The sequence below is a fragment of the Acinetobacter sp. AKBS16 genome (assembly GCF_002899995.1).
Taxonomy (GTDB): Bacteria; Pseudomonadota; Gammaproteobacteria; order Pseudomonadales; family Moraxellaceae; genus Acinetobacter; species Acinetobacter baumannii.
The window spans coordinates 19,774-20,979 of the sequence record NZ_POYH01000092.1 but is presented as its reverse complement, the minus strand read 5'-3'; the positions used below and the strand labels follow the sequence as shown (position 1 = coordinate 20,979).

Here is a 1,206-nt window from a genome sequence, read left to right as displayed (position 1 = left end):
GTTCGAAGGTCACATCCTGAATCATGTTACCGCCGCCTTCCCAGACAGGCATGCTTTCAAGTAGTTCTGGTTTTGCATAGACCGCACCAATGCCCGTCGGCCCAAACACTTTATGTCCAGAGAACACAAAAAAGTCTGCATCGAGAGCTTGTACATTGGTAGGGATGTGCGAAACAGATTGAGCACCGTCAACTAAAACGCGTACACCTTTGGCATGGGCAATTTTAATGACTTCAGCAACAGGTGTGACTGTACCTAAAGCATTCGAAACTTGAGTAATCGACAACAGTTTAGTACGTTCATTAATCAGTTTTGGTAACTCTTCTAAAATAATCTGGCCCGTGTCATCCACAGGAATGACTCGTAATTTCGCTCCAGTTTTTTTAGTGAGTTGATACCAAGGCACAATATTGGCATGGTGTTCTAAGTGAGAAACAATAATTTCATCACCTTCGCCAATATTTTGCTCACCCCATGTTTTTGCAATCAGGTTAATCCCTTCGGTTGTTCCTCGAACAAAGATAATTTCTTTAGAAGAGGGTGCACCAATAAATCGGGCAACTACATTTCTTGCATGCTCATAGGCGTCGGTTGCACGAGCCGCTAACTCATGGGCAGCACGGTGAATGTTTGAGTTTTCATGCTGATAAAAATAAGCAATCCGGTCAATCACGCGCTGCGGTTTTTGTGTGGTCGCTGCATTATCAAACCAGACCAAAGGTCGACCGTTGACGCGTTCCTGTAAAATTGGGAAATCACGACGTATGGCATATACATCGAGTGGTTGAGCACTACTTGCTACAAAAGTGGGTTGTGATGGTTGATAGTGACTATAACTTTGTCCACTTTGAGGCAAGTCTAAAAAATAAAATGCAGAGCTTGTTGAACTTTGGGTAGGTGTGTTCGTTGCAAAACGATCTTCCGTCAGTAATGACTTGAGCTGGTCACCATGTGGCAACTGAAAAGACTGTGCAACCGAATAATTATCTTCAACCCCTTTAACAGATGGTTCTATTGCATTCGGAGCAGAGAAATCATTTAAAAAATAATAAGGTGATTCACCTGTACCAGTGGGCAAGCTTGGTTCAATGCGTGGCACATTGGGTTCACTATGAGCAGCTTCTGGCAAATGTGGTTCAAATGGTGGGCGTGGCAAATTAGCTCCACCAACCACAGGCGCAGACGCTACAATTCGGCGTTCAGGGT

At 44.1% G+C, this 1,206-nt stretch carries 1 protein-coding gene; it reads right to left on the bottom strand.

Going from position 1 to position 1,206, the window contains the following annotated elements; all coding sequences use genetic code 11:
• On the bottom strand, positions 1-1,206 hold a 1,206-nt coding region (locus tag C1642_RS17135), incomplete at both ends, for a cysteine desulfurase (RefSeq protein WP_228153969.1).